We start from the raw sequence: 18,554 nt of genomic DNA on the forward strand, positions 1-18,554 counted from the left end.
GTGCATCTCAATTAGTGTTAACAGGCCCTAGGGGGCACTTAAGGTCATAATACTGCCGCGTTCTTGAAGATCGACATGCTCTAGAAAGCTCATTCCCAGCAGTATTACATGGGGGTATTCACCATCCACCACCACAGCGGGAATATGGTGGCGCTCTATGCCGCCTACCGCCAGTTTGTCCAGCTTCACCGCAAAACCGCGGCTGACACCAGACGCGGTGGCAATACTAACCACTGGCGCGTCGTCGTAGCGAATACCTAATTGGCGGGCATGGCGAGCGCTCATTGCTACTTTGGTGGCGCCGGTATCCACCACCGCCTCGGCGCTGCGACCATTGATCTGCAGGCGCGTTCGGTATTCTCGATTGCTGTTGCGCTGCAACACCACCTCCTGGCGCTCGCTCTCGACATACAGTGTGCCAATACGTTTATTGAGTGTGAGGCGGTGGGTTTTGCCTTGATAGCGCACCTGAGCAAATCGCGAATTCGCCGACAGCACTTTGGCCCCACCCAGGTGGCTGCTGCCGGTGCGCACTAATTGTTGCTGGCCATTGATCTCCAGCAGCACCGCGTTTTTAAATAGTCCGCGCACAATCAACTCGCTGGCGCTGGCTGTCGTAGCCGCCACCATTAAAACTGCAATTATCGCCAGCTGTTTCATACGCGCGATCTCAAAAATGGCTCTGTCTGATTATTGTGTTTGGCTACGCGCCATAGTAGCACCCACACAGCGCAGGTCGATACGTTATCTCCACAGCTTAGCCAGCACCCGGCAATCGCTGACGCCGAAGTAACTCAATAAACCAACGGTGCCCTGCATCGCCGTTCAGGCTTAGTGGCCACATCAGCCAGACGGGTATCGGCGGCACCGGCAATGGAAAGGGCAGAACCTGAATATCGTAGGCCGCAGCGTATCGCCTGGCGAGTTCGCGGGGCATAGACGCCAGGGCATCGGTTTGCTCAACCACCGACGGCATCGCCGCGAAGTGCTGAACATGAAGGTCGACCCGGCGCTCGAGCTTCTGCCCGCCCAGTGCCAATTCAAGCTGGCTGCGGTAACGGCTGCGCTGGCGCAGCAAAATGTGGCCCTCTGCAAAATACTGTTGCGCAGACAGGCTGCCAGCGATACGCGGGTGGGCACCGGCGGCAATCACTACCAGCTCTTGCTCACCCAATAGCGCCGAGCAGACTTTATCCGATTCGATCCGCACAAAGTCGATCACCGCATCGTACTCCAGGCGAGACAAGGCTTTGGCCACGTCTTGCTGGTCCAGCACCTCGTTGCGCAAGCGCAGACCCTCTCCTGAACCCTGCAATGCGCGCAGCAGCGGCCCCAGCGCCGCCATTTCCATGTAGCCGTCAGCCAACAGGCTGAATTCCCGCTCGGCGGTGGCAGGTGAGAACACTTGTTCCACGCTAAGCGCTTCAGAAATCAGTGCGAGGGCCTCGGCGACGGCCGCCTGAGCGGCAATCGCCCGTGGCGTTGGCCGCATCCCGCTGCGGGTGCGCACAAACAGCTCGTCTTTCATGGTCAGCCGCAAGCGCTGCAAGGCCGCACTGACAGCGGGCTGGCTCATGCCGAGTTGCTCCGCCACCCGAGACAAGTTTTGTTCGCGCAGCAGGGCCTCAAACACCGTGAGCAAATTAAGGTCGATCGAGCGTAAATTCAGCTTCATAAATATTAGGTATATAAATTATCAAATTTACAAATACCTCAAATCCCGTAACCTGTCTACATCAGCCGCATATAACAGTAACAAGGAGCTGCCATGACACTGCAACCTGCGCATTTCGTGACACTATTTATAATTGTTTTTGCCCTATGGGAATGGCTCAGTGGCCGCGCCCGCGCCGAGCGCAAAAGCAAGGAAGATTGGCAAATGGCGGGACTGAGTGCCGCCGGCATGGTGCTTATCCAACGGCCAGCACTTCTGTTTGGCATCGCTTGGATCGCTGGCCTCATCATCCCTCAGTATCAGGGCGGCCTAAGCTGGTTGGTAAGTGATTACTTCTGGCTAACACTCATCGGCTACATCGCCTTAGAGGAACTGTTTCACGGCCTTGGACACTGGTTTGCCCACGCCCGCCGGCCCAAATCGCGCTGGCTACAACGCCTGCAAGGCCTCTATAAGATCGGCCATCGCCCGCACCATTTGTCGGGCGGTAACGACGGCAAGGGGCAATTAACGGTGACGCAGACCTTTGTGGAGCACTGGCTGTGGTGGTTCATCATGCCCAATTACTGGTTCCAGTTTTTGGCTCTATACCTGGGGCTCACAGAGGTGTTTATTATCGGCACGCTGTTCAAAGGCCTGTGGGCGGCTCACAACCACGTGAACTGGAACTATGACTTGTACTTCCTCAACCACCGCTGGGCTTGGGTGAGAAATAGCATGTATGCCCTTTGCCACATTTTCACCTTCCCGACACAGCACCACCATCACCATGCCCGTGGCAAAAATTCAGGGAGCAACCTATGCAACCTGTTGGCGATCTACGATTGGTTGTTGTTCGGTACATTGGTGATCGAGCGCGAGAAGCCCAAGGTCTATGGCTGGCGCCAAACCCCCGAAGAGGAGCACAGCGCCTTATACCGCTACTTTTACACCGACCTTGCTAAGCTTCGCTAGTGGAGCGCCAGTAATTCGGCGACCACCGCCTCAGGGTCATCCGCCTCGGTAATCGCGGTGATCATCGCACAGCTCCCAACGCCCGTCGCCAGCACGTCGGGGGCCCGGCGGCGGTCGATCCCACCTATCGCAGTAAGGGTATAACTCGGCGACAGGATATCGACCCAACGCTTAAGCTGAGTCAGGCCCTGAGCCCCAAAGCGCATCACCTTACTGGTCGTCGGATAGACCGGGCCAATCGCGATATAACTGGGTGACAGCGCATGGGCACGAGCGATTTCATAGTAGCTGTGCGTGCTCACACCCAAGCGCAAGCCAGCAGCGGCGATCGCGCCGATGTCGGCAATATCCAGGTCTTCCTGCCCCAGGTGTACACCATAGGCGCCGGCGTCAATCGCCTGGCGCCAGTAATCATTAATAAACACCCGCGCGCTGTATTGTTGGCCCAGTGCAACAGCGCGCCGAATTTCCTCATCGAGATTGCTCTGCTCGGGGTTTTTAATCCGCAACTGGATCGTTGTAATACCGGCACGCAGCAAGCGCTCCAGCCACTCACTGCTGTCCACCACCGGGTACAAACCCAGTTCACCGCCACAATCGGGAAACGCCTGAATCGGCGCGGCGGGCAACTGCCGACTCAAACGAGGAAAGTCCTCCAGCCGCTGAGGCCAGCCCAGGTGTACAACCGGGCCGGGGCCACCACCGAGCTGCACAGCCAAACGCAGTCCCTGACTGACATAGGCCTTAGCAATGACTAAGGCATCAGCCAGTTCGTAGCCACGAGCGATCAGCGCCGCTATCGCCGACGATAGCGTACAGCCAGTGCCGTGGGTATTGAGTGTGTCGATATTTTCGCCACTCAGCCAGAAGCCACTCTCGCCATCGGTCCAATAGTCGTGACGACAGCCATCATCGGTGCTCAGGTGCCCGCCAGTTAGCAGCACCGAACGGGCGCCTAACACCACGATATCCTGGGCGGCACGCTCTACGTCAGCCGGGGAGTTAATCTCACGGTTGAGCAGGGTTTCGGCTTCGCTGATGTTTGGGGTCAGCAGGTCGGCGCGCGGCAAGATTTTTTCGATCAGCGCCTCGCTGACACCGTCTTCCATCAGCTGACCGCCACTGGTAGACACCATAACGGGGTCGCAAACCACAAAGCCGCGATAGTCAGCCAGGTACTTTGCCACCATCTCAACAACATCTTCGCCGCCGAGCATTCCCAGCTTTATCGCCGCCGCCTGCAGGTCACTGTCGAGCGCATTAATTTGCGCAGCCAGCGCTCGACGCGGCGTAATAGCCACATGCCCAACCGTAAAACTATTTTGCGCAGTTAATGCCGTAACCACTGAACAGCCGTGCACGCCAAAATCGTGAAAGCTGGCCAAGTCCGCCTGAATACCGGCTCCGCCACCGGAATCTGAGCCGGCAATCGTCCATGCAATGGGCTTTGAATGACTCGCCATAAGGCCTTTTTTCCTCTGATTAACCGTGGGGTTTCCCTACTCTGGACGAAATATGGCTTCGGCCTTGAGCCACATTGGTCGGTCGCGCAGGCGCAATAGATACGCCTGAATATTGGCGTAGGGGCCAAGCACATCGCCGCCCGCCGGCCCTGGAATCAAGGGCGAATCGAGCATCATCAGCGGAAAGGCCACCATAATATCGGCAGCGCTAAATTCACCGGCGATGTACTCTCTATTCGCCAGCAACTTCTCCATGTACCCGAGTACCGTATCGAATTCACCGTGCACAAAACTGTTGTAGGCCGGGTTATCCACGCCACTCATACCGGCGATCATATTCATCAGCACCGGCGTCATCAGCGTTGACTCAGCCGCATGAAGCCAGTGCAGATACTCAATATATTCCGGTGTCTCCGCGGCCGGCCGCAGCCGGCCCTCGCCATACTTGTCGAGCAAATATTCCACGATGGCGCCAGACTCCGGGATCACCAGACCATCATCTTCTATGACCGGTGCTTTCCCCATGGGGCTGACCTCCCAAAGCGACGGTGGCGAACGGAATGTCTCTGGGTCGCGGTCATGTTTGACCAGCTGATACTCCAGACCGAGCTCCTCCGCCAACCAAATAATTCGATCTGAACGAGAGAGACCAAGATGATGGATCGTTAACATGAAGCCTTCCTATGCTGAAATGGATTGGGGCGCGACACCCGCCTACCACTGATAATAGCAGTGCTTTGCTATCGGTACCGGCCTCGCGCCGCGGTGATGTCTATTGGTGCCAAAACGGCATACCTAGCGTCGGTGTCGACGGCGAGGCGGTTTGCCGAGCTGGCATAGTTCCTGCGCGATACGCTTTGCGGCCCGCAGAGAGTGCATCGCGAAACGCCTCGGCCATGGTGACCGGCTGACTGGCCTGGGCAACCGCGGTATTGAGCAATATGCCGTCGTATCCGAGCTCCATTGCCTGTACGGCATGAGACGGTTTACCGATGCCTGCATCCACGATCAACGGCAGCGACGGCAAGCGCTCACGAATGGTTTGTAAGTTGTAGGGGTTCATTAACCCCCTACCCGTACCAATTGGAGAGCCCCAGGGCATCAGCACTTCACAGCCGGCATCGCGCAGACGCTGACATACAACCAGGTCGTCAGTGCAATACGGGAAGACCTTAAAGCCCATCTTGCTCAATTGCTGAGCCGCTTCGATGGTGGCGATTGGGTCCGGCTGCAAATTGTAGTCGTCACCAACAACTTCCAATTTCAACCAGTCCGTCTCAAAAAGCTCGCGGCTCATTTGCGCAAGCGTCACCGCCTCTTTTACGGTGTGACAGCCCGCTGTGTTCGGCAACAGGGTTTTCCCAAGGCTTTTAATTTGCTGCCAAAATGCCTCGCCACCGCCTTGCTCAGGCGACTGGCGGCGCAGACCGACAGTAATAATTTCGGCGCCCGAGGCCAGAATAGCCTCGCACATCACCTGCGGTGACGGGTACAGCGCACTCCCTATCAACAGGCGACTGGTAAACGATTTACCGTAGAGGCTCCACGAGTCCTGCCGATCTACAGACATGCTTTATTCCTCAATTTTCGAGCAAACGAGCGCTAGCCACCTTGCACGGGTGCCAGCACGTCTAGCTGATCGCCATCGCGCAAGCGGTGCTCGCCATAGCGTGAACGCGGCACGAAGTCACCGTTTACGGCAACCGCAACCTTGCCACTTTCGAAGCCCCATTCTTGAAGCAGCGCCGCCAGGGACTTCTGCTTGTCGCACTGCTTCTGTTGATTGTTCACACTGACGGCGATCATGACGCTCGGACCCGTTCACACATACCCTGATCAAATTTTTCCAATGCCTGCTCCACGACATGAGGACTGAGCAGGTAGCCGTGACGATAGAGGCCGTTCACTACCAAACGGCCCGGCTCAGCCATGACCACCGGTAAGTTGTTTGGCATCGCCGGCCGGCAATGCGACCAGGCATGCTCTACCTCCGCTTCCGCAAAACCACTGTGCAAACTGTACAACGCCGACAGTAGCTCCAGATGACTGCGCACGGTCACCGGCGCCATCGACTCGCTCTCGATCTCCGTGGCACCAATCACATAACGATTATCCGGCCGCGGCGCGATGTAGAGCTTGTAGCGAGGGTGCATCAAGCGCACTGGGCGCTGTAAGTTCACCTCTGGCGCATGCAGCCACAATACCTCACCGCGCACGCCCCGCAGCCCCGCCAATTGTCCCTTGGCACCAATCCCACGGCAGTCGACGACGCAATCAAAATCTTGCCAGCGGCCCTGCGCATACAGACGCCCCGGCTCAATGTCAGCAACGTCGACATGCTCGTGCCACTGGCCTGAAAGATCGGCGATGGCGCGATCGAGAGCACGAAGTAGCGCGCTGTTATCGAGGTAGCCCTCGTGAGGCAGGAACAAACCGTTGCGATAACGACCCGCTAACTCCGGCTCCAGTTCCGCGAGGCGCGCCGCAGAAAGTTGCTCAACATCGGCTAAATGATCTGGCACGACCGCCTGCAACTGCTGGAGAAAATGCGCCAGTGTGGACTGGTCCAGTTCGTGCGCAACGACAACACTGCCATCAACGCGGCATGTGATATCCACGCCGGTTGCTTCGCCCAGCTCAGCAATGTGCTGTGGCCACCACGCGAGAGCGCGCAAGCCCCAATCGAAAACCTGACGCTCGGCGCTCGCCACTTCAGTGTACGGCGCCAGCATCGACGCGGCGATGCGCGCCGCGCTCTGCTCGGCAGCGCGACTGCCGCGCTCAAAGATGCAGAGCCGGTGCCCACGCTGCAGCAATTTCCAGGCGAGCAAGCGCCCCAGCAAACCGCCACCAACAACGGCAATAGACATTGCGCTCATGCGCGCCTACACCTTGTGGTAGATTTCACTACCCTGCTCTTTAAACTCGGCAGACTTTTTCGCCATCTCCTGCTCGATATCGCCTGATTCCAGCTTTGCAGCGTAATCACGCACATCTTGGGTGATTTTCATCGAACAGAACTTTGGCCCACACATTGAGCAGAAGTGTGCGACTTTCGCGGACTCCTTGGGCAGGGTTTCGTCGTGAAACTCCCTCGCGGTGTCCGGATCGAGCCCCAGGTTGAATTGGTCCTCCCAGCGGAATTCAAAGCGCGCTTTACTCAAGGCGTTATCACGCAATTGCGCGCCGGGATGCCCCTTGGCTAAGTCGGCCGCATGCGCCGCAATTTTGTAGGTAATGATGCCGGTTTTTACATCATCCTTATTGGGTAAGCCCAAGTGTTCTTTCGGAGTGACGTAACACAGCATGGCGCAGCCATACCAGCCGATCTGCGCCGCGCCAATGCCCGAGGTAATGTGGTCGTAGCCCGGCGCGATGTCAGTAGTGAGCGGCCCCAGTGTATAAAACGGCGCCTCGTCACAGTGCTTTAGCTGCTCATCCATATTCTCTTTGATCATCTGCATCGGCACGTGACCGGGGCCTTCAATCATCACCTGAACATCGTGCTTCCACGCCTTCTTGGTCAACTCACCCAAGGTACGCAGCTCGCCGAACTGCGCTTCGTCATTGGCGTCGGCAACCGAGCCAGGGCGAAGCCCATCACCCAGCGAAAACGACACATCGTAGGCCTTCATGATTTCGCAGATGTCGTCAAAGTGGGTGTAAAGGAAGTTTTCTTTGTGATGGGCCAGACACCACTTCGCCATGATCGAGCCACCGCGCGACACAATGCCGGTTACGCGCTTCGCCGTTAGCGGCACGTAACGCAGTAGCACGCCTGCGTGGATCGTAAAGTAATCCACGCCCTGCTCGGCCTGCTCTATCAGAGTATCGCGGAAGATCTCCCAGGTGAGGTCCTCGGCGATGCCGTCGACTTTTTCCAGCGCCTGGTAAATTGGCACAGTACCCACCGGCACAGGCGAATTGCGCACAATCCACTCGCGGGTCTCATGAATATTTTTGCCCGTCGACAAATCCATCATGGTGTCTGCACCCCAGCGAATGCCCCAGGTGAGTTTGGCAACCTCTTCCTCAATGGACGAACCCAGTGCGGAATTCCCGATATTGCCATTCACCTTTACCAGGAAGTTACGGCCGATAATCATCGGCTCCAGTTCAGGGTGGTTAATATTGGCCGGAATAATGGCGCGACCGCGAGCGACCTCGTCGCGAACAAACTCGGGGGTAATTTCTTTGGGAATGCTCGCCCCAAAGGATTGTCCCGGATGCTGCACCGCCAACTCCCCCGACTCACGCGCCTGCGCCAGTGCCATGTTTTCTCGTATGGCGATGTATTCCATCTCGGGTGTGATGATGCCGCGCTTAGCGTAATGCATTTGGCTAACGTTCTGACCCGCTTTCGCGCGACGCGGGCGGCGCTTTAGGTCAAACCGCAGCTGCTCAAGGCTCAAGTCAGCGGCGCGTTGACGGGTATATTCAGAGCTGTCACTGCTCAGCAGCTCGGTGTCATCGCGATCCAATATCCACTGCTCGCGAATTGGCGCTAAGCCCTTGCGAATATCAATGCTCGCCGCGGGATCAGTGTACGGACCAGACGTATCGTAAACCCGCACCGGCGCATTGGGCTCCAAGCGAGTGGAACCGTCAGGGTCTTGCACAGGCGTCGCCGTCAACTTGATTTCCCGCATCGGGACCTGGAGGTCAGAACGGCTCCCTTCAACATAAATCTTTGACGAACCCGGCAGGGGCTCAACGGCAGCGGCATCGACTTGCGCAGTTTCACGCAGCAACGGATATTCAGATGAACTCATTATTCCCCCCGCGCACGTAGGCGCTCAGTGTTGTAAACACAGGGAGCAGATCGTCAGTAGAGACGGAATATGACTGAGGCGACCTTGTTCCCTACGCTGGCATTATCCAGATCAGGTGCAACGGGACTCGCTATGCGATCTCAGCCCTGGCCGATTTGGCCGTGACGGGCGCCCCGACAAGAGTTTGTCAGTGTAGGGTGGGGGCAAGGCAATGGCAAGAGGCAAGCGGCTTGGCGCCCCACGAACAACGAGCCATAAAAAAAGCCGCTACAGCGGCTTTGTTACTCGGCTTACACAAGCGATTATTGATTCACTTTTGGCAGGGCTTCTGACAATGCGCGAGCATAGGCATTGCGGGCTGTTTGCAGTACTGCCAAATCCTGTTGAGTTGTCGCGATCTTTTGATCGGCCACTCGCACATTCATAAGCTGATTTTTGGCTTCACTACTCAGTGATTCCAAGTCGTATTCTTTTCCATCAATGGTAATGGTTTGAGCTTGCGCCATGATTAAAATTCCTTTTTTACTGTTTACAATCCGTTGTTACCTTCCAAGCACCTCATTAGTCGTATTTAAAAAAACCATTGAGACACTTTCCAGCACGTTTAAACGCGCTTCCAAGTAAACTGCTGCTTATTAATTTATAGCAAAGCACTAATACTTTGACGCAACAAATTTACCAGCTTTAAGGCATTGCCTCAATGCTACGATTAAGTAAGATTCGTCATCGCAAATCTATACCGACATCTCTTTACCTCTGCGACGCCAGCATTTCGTTGTACAGGCGATCTCTATAGTCTCTAACCTGCTGATCAACCCTCATGCGGTCTTGTAATTCGCGAGCGGCGACCTGCTCCCGCAATTCTATGCGCTCTAAACTGGTAACCGTCCCAGACGAAATTTGCCTTGCCATTTCGCTTTCCCTGGCCAAGCTCCGCTGCCACAAATCATTGCGCAACTCATCAGCATATTGAGACACGGCGCGACCGAGTTGCTCCGGCGTTCGCACCACCATCCTGCCATCCTCTTCATCCTTCGCATCCAGCGCTATTCGTGAACGCCCATACTCAAGGCGCAGCTCGACAGCGGCGCGGTGAAAATCAACATTTACAGCATCTTCTCGTTGCCACACGTCTTTACTCGGCTCCAAAGCATTCCCGGACGATTTTACGGAGGACTGTATTGCTGCTAATTCTGCGGTGCGCTTTTCATTCAAATTCTTCAATAGCGACGCATAACTATCAGAGAGCTCCTCCCTATTCGTTGACTGCGTAAACAGCTCAGAAAAATGACGGCTATTATCCTGCCCATAGGGAATTATCATTTTTTAACTCCACGGATTTCTCTAGATATTTCCAACAACCATTACTTGGCAACCAACTAAAAAGCAATCTTCATGCCCACATAGCAAGCCCCTAAAAGCCAGAGATAACAGCTAGTTAAAATTCTTATAGCGGAGCCCTATATTAATAGTCCGGCAATCTTTAGCCTTTATGGCTCCCATAAAAAAACCCGGCCGAAGCCGGGTTCTCGCGTCAGCACCGACAAGCAGCGCTGAGAGGGGTAGTCGGAATTAACCGATTTCGATAACGCCAATAGTACCTGTACCTACTGCCTCGATACCCGTATAGGCACCTACCAGCTCAACAACTGTGTCGGTCGCGCCATCCTGGAATACGAAGGTGCTATCAACAGCAGTGATGAAGCCATCGCCATCGGCATCGTACTGGAAGGCAACCGTTTCGTTGGTGCCGTTCAAGTTAGCTGCCAGGTAAGACAGGGCGTCAGTCAAGCTGATCTGGCCTGCACCGGTACCCACACCTTGATCGGCAACATAACCATCGACGTTATCGAAGGTTACCAAGCCGTTCGCGGCAATGCTGTGGGACTTCGCTGCACCGGCATTGGTACCGTTCACAGCTGCTACTGGTGCAGAGATCAGCGTTGAAGCCAGATCCAGGACATCGCTACCAGCGGTCAGGCTACCCGCCACTGTACCCAGTGCTGACGCACCTGATGATGCGTCGAAACCAACAACCACATCCCAGGCAGAAGCCGTAGACTCGCCATCGGCAATGACGATGGTGTCAATTCGGCCATCTAGAACAGACGAGTCCTGCATAACGTATTTATCTGCGCCGGTGCCACCAGTGAAGATATCGTTATTGATGCTACCCACAGCGGCATCGTTGCCAGAGCCGCCGTTAAAGGTGAGGCTGCTAGCAGCGCCAGAACCGTTCCACATCGCGACGTCGTTGCCCACACCACCGTTAAAGGTGTAGTTACCTACCCCTTGGTAGATAGAGAGGTCGGCGTTTGCAGTAGTGGTATTAGCATTCACTTCAGCCAACTTACCGTCGAGTACCGCAGAGGCGGTCTGCAAGTTGTCACCAGTCCAGCGCACGCTCAGGTTAGAACCATCGCCAACTGCCAGCATTTGGTCAGTGGTTACACCGCCACCACCAGTGTGAAGCTTGACGCTGGTTACACCGCCACCCAATGCAACGGTAGTTGTTGCCAAGGTCGCATTGATGCCCGTGCCGTTGTTATCAACCACGCTATCAATACCAGTACCTACATCGTAGGTATCGTTACCGTCTTTAGCTTGGATAGTATCGTTACCAGCACCGGTGTTAATGACGTTGTTGCCGCGGTCACCCGCCACCATGTCCCAACCACTGCCAGTTGTGATGCGGTCTGACTGTGCAGAACCCTGGATCATATTGTCGCCATTACCAGCCACAATTTTGATGCTGTTACCGGCCGAGCCAAGCGCGTCAAAGTTGTTGTCACCGTTGCCCAGTGAAACAGTGGCATTGTTGCCCAAGGAAATAACACGCGCAGTAACATCCCCACCCACAGCGGTTGAATCAAAGCTGTTCAGTGAGTTGTTAAGCGGTGCGCCCGATACCACACCCAGGTTGACGTCACCCTGAGCACTCACGCTCAAAGAGGCCATATCTTTCGCGTAGATATTGTTGATGGTCGTCATTGGCGAGTTGAAAGCACTGATCGCGCTTTCTACGTCTTCATCGGCAACCTTGATGTCCATGCCGGTAACACCGTGAGCAGTCAACTGACCAAGGGTGTAGCTCTGAGCACCTGCATCAACGAAGTCCAAAGCGGAGTTGATGTTTACGGTCAGGGCATTGGCGCTGTTGTTTTGCAGCGTTACACCGTTGAAGGTTGCGTTGAACACTTCGTTGTCGTCTACCAGGTTATTCGGATTGTTATTACCGTCAAAGGTATCCAAGTCGGCAGAGAAGTTCAGCTCTGTCAGCTTGGTGTCAGTGAGAGTAATAACATCGGTAGTTTGTACACCGGGGATATTGAATGGCTCAGCCGTCAACGGAGAAGCATCTGGGTCACCATCGGCAGCGATATCCGCCAAGATAACCAAGTTATCAACATCAGCGTTGGCCATGCCCAGTGTTACGTTTTGGTTAGCGATGATGTGCAGGTTCTCGATATCAGTCAGAGTCAGGTTACTGTCTTGACTGAAAGCAGCGCGAACTGTGTCATTACCACCAGCGTCACTGATTTTGTCGCCACCGGTAAAGTCGTCGATATTCATAAACGTCAGAATATCGTCGCCAGAGCCCAGGCGAATGTCCTGGTCCACAGTATTGATCGGCGCGACGTTATCACCCACGGTCAGGCGAAGGTCGCTCTTCTGAGCAGACGCCTCAATAACCTTGGCAACAAGGGGGTTGGCTACGGTGTATGTCTGACCCGCAACACCACCGTCCAAGGTGATTGTGCCAGTGTGCTCTTGCGCCTTAGTCAGCGTTACCGTGTTGCTCTCAGTATCGTTGTCGTGAATGGTCACATTCTCAACACGACCGTCCTGCAGATCACTGTCATTATCAAGGTTGTCGCCATCAAAGTTCAGAGTGTAATTAAATACCGTTTGGGTATTCAGATCATTCTCTACCGTGATTGCAATAGTGTCATTATTGCCCGTTGCATCTTTGAGCAAAGCATTAACTGTTGGCGCACCGGTAAAGCTTGCACCATGACGCAGAGTTAAGGCGTTCTCCGCCAGGTTTGCGTTCAGATCCATGAGGTTGAACACCCCACCACCGAAGCCCTGCTCATCACGCATCAACACACTGCTCAAGCTGGCATCGAATGCATCGAAGTCAACAGTGTGAGCACCACCTTGTTGGCGCAGCTCAAGGTTTTGGATATTGCTGATAGAAGCGTTACCAGCAATATTATTGGTAGTCCACAGCGTGTTGTTGCCTGCACCGCCATCAATCACATCACGGTTTGAAGGCGTTGTTGCCGCTACTGCAGCGCTGGTGTAGAAAGTATCATCTCCTGCACCACCTTTAACCACACCGTGTACGATCGCACCGGAGTTAGACGGGTCGGCAAAACCACCCAGTGAGCTGCTGATGTCGATGTTCATATCACCGGCAAAGGCAGTACCGTCAAGGTTCAGCAAGCCTACCGCCGCAGGGTTGTTGATACCGGGAGCGCCCAAGGACATGTACTCAGTGGACGTAACTGGCTGAACTGGCGTAAGACTTACGATATCCAGATTGCCGCTACCCGTTAAAATCAATGACTCCATTTCGTTGACGGTGAAGTTATTGATATCAACGCCATTGATGGCATTGAGGTTTACTGTCTCAAAACCTTCAACAAAAGCACCCGCGCCGCGAGCGTTTTGCATAACAGCATTTGCCAGAACATCATCCAGCTCAATATCCAGTTCCCGTGCAGGCGCATTACCATCGGTCAGTACACCTTGCTTATAGCGGAACAGTACATTGACGTTATCAGACGCTGAATTAGAAACGCGCAGATCGCCCGCAGGCGTACCAATATTGTCCACCAAGACTGAGCCAGCATCTTGAGTAACACGATCAATATTGATCTTTTGGGTCGAATCGGAGTTACGTAAATCCAGTGTCGTGGTGCTACCAGTCCAATCAATGTTGATATTCTGAATATTGATCAGCTTAGGTGTAACAACACCTGTTGTCCCTTCATCGGCGTTGATATTACCCATGGTGACATTCAAGGTATTGTCGGTTTTACCAGCTGTACCTGTGAGCACGTCTTCATCTTGCAGAGACAAGATGCGGTCAGAGCCGTCTGGAACAAATACCATAGGGGCATCGAAAACGTCAGCCGTAGCAACATCAGTGCCGCTGGTCAGCTGATAAGCGCCTGGAGTGCCGCCATTACCCGCTGGGTCAACGGTGATATTTACCGTTTGAGTAATGCTGGTTTTACCGTCCGAAATCACCACATCGAAGCTGTCGGTGCCACTGAACCCAGCATCGGGGGTGTAGGTGAATTGGTTGCTGCCGTTAACAGTTAAAGAGCCGTTTGCGGGGTTAGTGGGCGAGTAAGTCAGTGAATCGCCGTCCGCATCGGTTGCATTGATGGAGATAACGGTTGAGTCACCTTCGTCAACACTCACCGCCTGACTGGCAGCTGCCTCTGGAGCACGGTTTGCCGGTGTGCTGGACTTGCTACCGTTGTCGTCGTCATCGTCGTCTGAGGCGGCAACAATGGCCGCAGCACCGAGGACACCGGCACCGATCCACACGCCAGTAGGCACTGAGCCGCCGGACGAACCACCGGTTGATGCGCCGCCAGATGACTGTGCGTTGGTGTCAGCCAGAACCATTGCCGCAACGCCATTGTCGGCAGCAGCAACTTCTACGGCTTCAGTTTGAATTGCGCCTTCGCTAAGCGCCACTTCCTCTTCCAGCTTCTTCTCATCGTCGAAGAGGCCTTCTACAGGTGCGGTTTCTAGATCGGCTTGGGGGGCTACAGCAGCTGCCAATTCGGCAGACAATGTGTCGACAGCAGTCGTATCCACATCCACTGTAATTTGCTCACGCGTTCCTTGCTTTTTCATTTGTATCTCCCTGGGTACGAGTACTATCCGACATCCGCCGGAATCTCTACAGCAACTGATTTTGCAATCAGTATCCTGGTCAATAGCAGGCATCCTGCCTGCCGTGTCACGCGCTGTACTCAATCCTTGAAACAGACTTGCGTAACGCCGGTATGTACGAGTACCGGCTTGACATAAACTTTTTCGAGTTTGAAAGGTACGTCAGCGCTGTCAACACGTCAATACCCAGCAAAGCTGCTCGAAAGATTTTATCTTTAATTAAATCTTTTCGCTTTCCAGTTTGTTACAGCGCACTTTAATGATGCACTATTAACAATCTAATTTAATATTTAAAGCGACACCACACTTTATTTTTAGGGTTTTTATAGCATAGTACAATGCCATAAAAACGCTACAAGATAATAAAACTTTTTCAGCGCTCCGTTAACGCTTCAGCACTGCCGCGGCGCAAGGGCTTAAGAATATACTGCGCAACGGTTCTATGACCGGTAATAATCTCCGCCGTTGCTGTCATACCTGGTATCACTTCTATTGGTTCTATTCCCTTTCTTTCAGGTAACTGGGTGATCTTTACTTGCGCCCGGTAGTAAGGGTCTTCATTTTGACGCAGATCTTCATCAATCGTGTCAGGACTCACATACACCACTTCACCTTCCAGCGCGCCATAGATACTGGAGTCATAAGCATCTAACTTCACATTCGCTCTAAGCCCCGGCCTGACGAACGCCACGTCTTTTGAATAAATTCGCACCTCTATTAGCAAGGGCTCATCTGAGGGCACAATCTGCAACAGCTCATCGCCCGCTTTAAGCACCGCCCCTAAGGTTGTAATGCGAATATTTTTAATACTGCCCGACATCGGCGCACGAATAATGGTAGCCGCCAACGCCTCTTGGCGTTGCTTGTAGATCTGTAATGTTTGCTCTAACTCTGCCTGGGTGCTCGCCAGTTCTTTTTGCGCGTCGCGGCGATATTCATTTTGCCTGTTAGTAAGCTCAGCAGTGAGCTCAACCACTTGGCGTCGCGCCGATAACACTTCTGACTGAGAGGCATCACCAGTGCGCGCCAACTGTTGCAAAGCGCTTAGCTCTTCCTGTGCAAGTCGCAGTGATTTTTTAACGCTGACTCGCTCTTCGCGCTGCTGACGGAGGCGCCTCGTATGCAGGTTCTTTTGTCGGTCGGCGAGGTCGCTTTCCCTTGCTACGGCATCACTAAATTTCAGCGGCGTGCCGTTGAGCTCAGCGCGTAAGCGTTCCACGTTTGCCGTTAGATCCAGCACTTTGGAGCGGGTCTCAGCGGCATTGGCGGCAAAACGCGTGCGGTCCAGCTCTGCCAGAACGTCACCGGCATTGACCAACTCACCCTCTTTCACATTCAAACTTTGCAGAACACCACCGTCCACCACCTGGACGATTTGCGAACGACTAGAAACGATCACCTCGCCACTGGCCCTTACCTGCTCATCCAGTACTGCCCAGTTCGCCCAAGCGACACTGGCCACAACGGTCAGCCCCATTACCCATAGCATTCGCCCGGCTGCGCCAATATTGATGGGACGAGAGCGTGAGAATAAGTCCTCTGCGGATATCATTGTCCACCCCCTACATTTACAACACCCGGGCCGTTTTGGCTGCCAGCTTTTTGAGCTTGGTTTTGCACAGCGGGTGCCGATGCATCCGCAAGCAGTTCTTTGACGATTTCGCCGTTATGAATAATGAATCCGCGATCCGCCAAACTCACCCAGGATTGCTTGTGAGTTGTAAAGATTACCGTGGTGTCACGGGGCAACCCCTGGATAATATCGATAACTTTTTGTTCTAGTACTGAGTCCAAGCTGGCCGCGGGCTCATCAAGCAACCAAACTTTGGGATTTTGAAGTACTAGCCGCGTTAGCCCGACAGCCTGTCGCTGTCCGCCCGACATACCTGCCCCGCCTTCAGTGATTGGAAGCTGCAAACCCAACGGGTGGCGCTGCACAGCATCGAGCAGCCCTGTTTTTTCAAGTGCGGCGACGATCTCGTCTTCGCTGGGCATACTCATCCCGAGGGTCAGGTTGTCGAGCAAGGTCCCGGAAATCAATTTCGGCTCTTGGGGAAGGTATCCAATGACTTCACGCAACCAACTCTGCCGACAATGCTCGTAGTCGAGACCGGCGATACGGATCTCACCTTGATTTGGCGTGGCAATACCTGCAAACAATTTCAACAACGTCGATTTTCCACAGCCATTGCGACCCAACACGGCCACTTTACTGCCTGCATTAATGCGTAGCGCTTCAGCACTGAACTGCGGTAGCTGCGACCCCGTATAGGCGTACTTCACATCAACCAGTTCGAGGTCCAGCGGCAGGGCATGGGTATTCGCTTCGCGCTTGGTATCCAGGTCACTCGGGCAGGACAGCACTTGATCAAGCACTTGCAGGGAATACTTGGCATGGTGCCAACGCACCAGCAGGGCGGATATACCAGAGATACTTGCCAGCGCCCGCCCGCCCAAAATTGAGCAGGCAATTAAACCGCCCATAGTGAGTTCGCCAGTCTCAATGACATATACACCGGTAATAATAATGGCCACGTAAGAGAGCTGTTGAAAGAACGCCGTGACAATCTGCACCACGGACGACACGTAATTAAGCTCTTCACCGCGGTCGCAGGTTTCCCGTGTCGCGTTAATCCAGGCGTCACTAAATTTTGCCTCTCCACCCTGGGATTTTATTACTTCACCGCTGGACACCGCCTCATAGAGCATTCCCTGGCGGCGCACAACGGCGTCGTTATTTTCTTGTTGAATGCGCGCCAGTGGCTTGTAAGCCACCAAACCAATTAGCGTGCTTAACAGCACAAATACCAACGGCACCAGAGCAACCGGGCCAGCTATCATATAAATCGCCGCGACAAACAAACCAACGAAAGGCAGGTCAACCAATGAGAACACCGTGGACGAGGTAAAGAACTGCTTCACCGATTCATAGTCCCTGACCTGTGCGACAAGTGAGCCCTGACGACTCGGGCGTCGATCTAACTTTAGGCCCAGCAAGCGCTCAAATATGTAGAGCGACAGTGCCTCGTCCAGGCGCTTGCCGGTCGCGTCCATAATTTTTAGGCGCACCAGCTTAAAAATAACGTCAAATACATAGGCCACGCCCATACCAATTGCCAAAAACCACAGCGTGGCATAGGCAAAATTAGGAACAACTCGGTCGTATACCTGCATTGCAAACAGCGATGACATGACGGCAATGAGATTGATAAACACCGATACCAACGCGACCTTACCAAGCAGCGGCGCATGCGCCTTTATCGCAACATGAATCGCTTCAGTCGCCTTACCGCGAGGCTCGCTTTCGATAAAGCTTTCGTCCTCCTCAGCAGCAAGGGGCGCTACGGGAACCAATACCTCTGGGTTTGCCGGCAAACTGACGGGTTCTGCGCCCAACCATTTAACTACCATCGGCGACTCACTACTCGCCAGCTTGAGCACAACACCTATGCTATTCGCCGTAACCAGCCACGCCGGTAACTGGCCGGGCGACAATAAACCAGCCGTGCTGCTGGCGACGGCATGTCCCTTGAATAGCGACTTCCATGCGGCAATCAGGCGGTCGCGGCTGGTATTTGCCGTGACCTGCCCCCAGGCCTGTTCGGCTTCGTGCTTGGAGGCGTGCAAACCCCTGCGCCTTGCCATGTCCATTAGCGCTTTAGCGGCTAAGGGCATTGAAATATCCTGCTCATCGCTTGCCAACTCAGCGGGTGTAGGTCTTGCTTGCACTTCAACTTCAGCGGTGGATTCGGCGAGATTACTAGACATACT

Annotated in this window: 14 protein-coding genes and 1 riboswitch; of the genes, 1 reads left to right on the forward strand and 13 read right to left on the reverse strand. The window is 54.3% G+C overall.

The genetic code is table 11. The features are described from left to right. Positions 1-27: 27 nt before the first annotated feature. Positions 28-660 carry a retropepsin-like aspartic protease family protein gene (locus B3K78_RS08510; RefSeq protein ID WP_286695115.1) on the reverse strand — a complete coding sequence of 211 codons (633 nt, stop codon included), beginning with the start codon at positions 658-660 and terminating at the stop codon, positions 28-30. A gap of 97 nt (positions 661-757) precedes the next feature. Continuing rightward, entirely contained in the window at positions 758-1,675 is a 918-nt protein-coding gene (locus B3K78_RS08515) for a LysR substrate-binding domain-containing protein (RefSeq protein WP_286695116.1), read from the reverse strand. A 93-nt stretch (positions 1,676-1,768) separates the two neighbouring features. On the opposite strand from B3K78_RS08515, the gene B3K78_RS08520 reads away from it, so the two are divergent. Next, complete coding sequence (locus B3K78_RS08520) at positions 1,769-2,629, forward strand: sterol desaturase family protein (RefSeq protein ID WP_027873170.1); 861 nt, start codon at positions 1,769-1,771, stop codon at positions 2,627-2,629. On the opposite strand, the gene thiD is transcribed toward B3K78_RS08520, so the two are convergent. The 11 genes from thiD to B3K78_RS08575 form a co-directional block, all read right to left on the reverse strand. Continuing rightward, complete coding sequence (thiD, locus tag B3K78_RS08525; protein ID WP_286695117.1) at positions 2,626-4,092, reverse strand: bifunctional hydroxymethylpyrimidine kinase/phosphomethylpyrimidine kinase; 1,467 nt, start codon at positions 4,090-4,092, stop codon at positions 2,626-2,628. The two genes, B3K78_RS08520 and thiD, sit on opposite strands and share 4 nt — an antisense overlap. Before the next feature lie 36 nt (positions 4,093-4,128). After that, complete coding sequence (locus B3K78_RS08530) at positions 4,129-4,764, reverse strand: glutathione S-transferase family protein (RefSeq protein WP_286695118.1); 636 nt, start codon at positions 4,762-4,764, stop codon at positions 4,129-4,131. A gap of 100 nt (positions 4,765-4,864) precedes the next feature. Further along, entirely contained in the window at positions 4,865-5,662 is a 798-nt protein-coding gene (locus B3K78_RS08535; protein ID WP_286695119.1) for a thiazole synthase, read from the reverse strand. A 32-nt stretch (positions 5,663-5,694) separates the two neighbouring features. Then, complete coding sequence (gene thiS, locus B3K78_RS08540) at positions 5,695-5,898, reverse strand: sulfur carrier protein ThiS (protein ID WP_286695120.1); 204 nt, start codon at positions 5,896-5,898, stop codon at positions 5,695-5,697. Then, positions 5,895-6,971, reverse strand: coding sequence for a glycine oxidase ThiO (gene thiO / locus B3K78_RS08545; protein ID WP_286695121.1), 1,077 nt, complete (start codon positions 6,969-6,971; stop codon positions 5,895-5,897). The genes thiS and thiO overlap by 4 nt, the downstream gene beginning before the upstream one ends. Positions 6,972-6,977: 6 nt before the next feature. After that, positions 6,978-8,864, reverse strand: a complete 1,887-nt coding sequence (thiC, locus tag B3K78_RS08550) for a phosphomethylpyrimidine synthase ThiC (protein ID WP_286695122.1) — start codon at positions 8,862-8,864, stop codon at positions 6,978-6,980. Between the two features lie 71 nt (positions 8,865-8,935). Then, positions 8,936-9,050: riboswitch (TPP riboswitch) on the reverse strand. A gap of 116 nt (positions 9,051-9,166) precedes the next feature. After that, the gene (locus B3K78_RS08555; RefSeq protein ID WP_286695123.1) at positions 9,167-9,370 is read right to left on the reverse strand and encodes a DUF6447 family protein; all 204 of its coding nucleotides are present in this window, start codon (positions 9,368-9,370) and stop codon (positions 9,167-9,169) included. A 244-nt stretch (positions 9,371-9,614) separates the two neighbouring features. Next, positions 9,615-10,187, reverse strand: a complete 573-nt coding sequence (locus tag B3K78_RS08560) for a hypothetical protein (protein WP_286695124.1) — start codon at positions 10,185-10,187, stop codon at positions 9,615-9,617. Between the two features lie 249 nt (positions 10,188-10,436). Beyond that, on the reverse strand, positions 10,437-14,744 hold the full coding sequence (locus B3K78_RS08565) for a beta strand repeat-containing protein (RefSeq protein ID WP_286695125.1): 4,308 nt from the start codon (positions 14,742-14,744) through the stop codon (positions 10,437-10,439). Between the two features lie 412 nt (positions 14,745-15,156). Next, positions 15,157-16,335, reverse strand: a complete 1,179-nt coding sequence (locus B3K78_RS08570; protein ID WP_286695126.1) for a beta-barrel domain-containing protein — start codon at positions 16,333-16,335, stop codon at positions 15,157-15,159. Beyond that, positions 16,332-18,551, reverse strand: a complete 2,220-nt coding sequence (locus tag B3K78_RS08575; RefSeq protein WP_286695127.1) for an ATP-binding cassette domain-containing protein — start codon at positions 18,549-18,551, stop codon at positions 16,332-16,334. The genes B3K78_RS08570 and B3K78_RS08575 overlap by 4 nt, the downstream gene beginning before the upstream one ends. Positions 18,552-18,554 lie beyond the last annotated feature (3 nt).

Origin of the sequence: Spongiibacter sp. UBA1325 (assembly GCF_002306875.1) — a bacterium.
GTDB lineage: Bacteria > Pseudomonadota > Gammaproteobacteria > Pseudomonadales > Spongiibacteraceae > Spongiibacter > Spongiibacter marinus.